Origin of the sequence: Nonomuraea lactucae (assembly GCF_003313395.1) — a bacterium.
GTDB lineage: Bacteria > Actinomycetota > Actinomycetes > Streptosporangiales > Streptosporangiaceae > Nonomuraea > Nonomuraea lactucae.
Genome location: NZ_QNFZ01000436.1, coordinates 1 through 1,101, shown reverse-complemented (window position 1 = coordinate 1,101; position 1,101 = coordinate 1). Strand labels below are relative to the sequence as shown.

The following is a 1,101-nucleotide window of genomic DNA, read 5'->3' as shown; positions in this document are numbered from 1 at the left end:
CGCCGGCCGCGCCCGCCGTACGCCCGCGGGCCGGAGGCGGCGCGGCTGGGGGCCGGCGCGATGCTGGACGTGAGCGACGGGCTGCTCCAGGACCTCGGGCACGTCGCGGCGGCGAGCGGGGTGCGGATCGAACTCGATCCAACGGCGTTCACGGTGGACGAGCCGGTGGCGGCCGCCGCCGAAGAGCTCGGGGCGGATCCGCTCGAATGGATTGTCACGGGTGGCGAAGATCACGCGCTCGCGGCGACTTTCCCGCCGGAGGTGGCGCTGCCGCCGTCGTGGCAGGTCGTGGGCCGGGTCGTCTCCGGTGAAGGAGTGTACCTAGGGGGACGAGCCGCAGTTCAGGGTGGCTGGGATCACTTTCGGTGATGGCTTGTCCCAATTTACGTGATTTTTTCGTGATATGCCCCACGACTGGCGGGATTGCTGTGACAAAGGCGTAGTAAAGGTGTTATGAAGATTGGCGGCCATCGGTAACCGGCAGAGAGGGCAGCCATGGGCCGCCACGGCACAGGTGGATCCGACGACGCGAACGAATGGGGGGACGGCACCCCCGAAGACTCTCAGGAGGACCTCGGGAACACCGCCGACCACGCCGCGCAGTGGGCCGCCGTGCCGGACCCGACGGCCAGGAGCTCGTTCTGGGATTCCGTGGACGAAACGCGGACCGACCAGCCCGGCCAGTCCGGTCAGCCCGGCTGGCCCGAACTGCCCGACCGGCCCGAGGTCACGGGGCAGTGGGCGCCGATCCCCAAGCGCGACCCCGGCGACCCCGGCGAGATCGTCCCCGGGCCGCGGTCCGATCCGTTCGAGACGACCGGCGCGTTCGCGTCGCCGTTCTCCCATGGGGACAGGGGGGCCGGCGCGCCGCCGACGGACCAGCCGTTCGAGACCACGGGCGCGTTCGCGCGGCCTCCGGACTGGGACGCGCCCAGGCCGGGCGAGGTCTCGGAGAGCACGCAGAGCTTCGGCGCTCCTCCGGTGTTCGACGCCGGCCGTCCCGCTGACCCCTTCGCACCCGGCGGGCCGCTTGGGCCTCCTGGGCCCGCGGGGCCGCCCGACGCCCACCCCTTCGGCCCCGGCGGGCCGTCCGGGCCTGGG

The 1,101-nt window shown here is 72.8% G+C and carries 1 protein-coding gene and 1 pseudogene; both read left to right on the top strand.

What is annotated here, in order from left to right:
• Positions 1–369: thiamine-phosphate kinase (locus tag DQW85_RS22470; protein WP_420819175.1), on the top strand; the 369-nt coding region annotated here is incomplete at its 5' end.
• Positions 370–495: 126 nt separating this feature from the next.
• Positions 496–1,101, top strand: a pseudogene (locus tag DQW85_RS22465) (hypothetical protein); the annotation flags it as partial.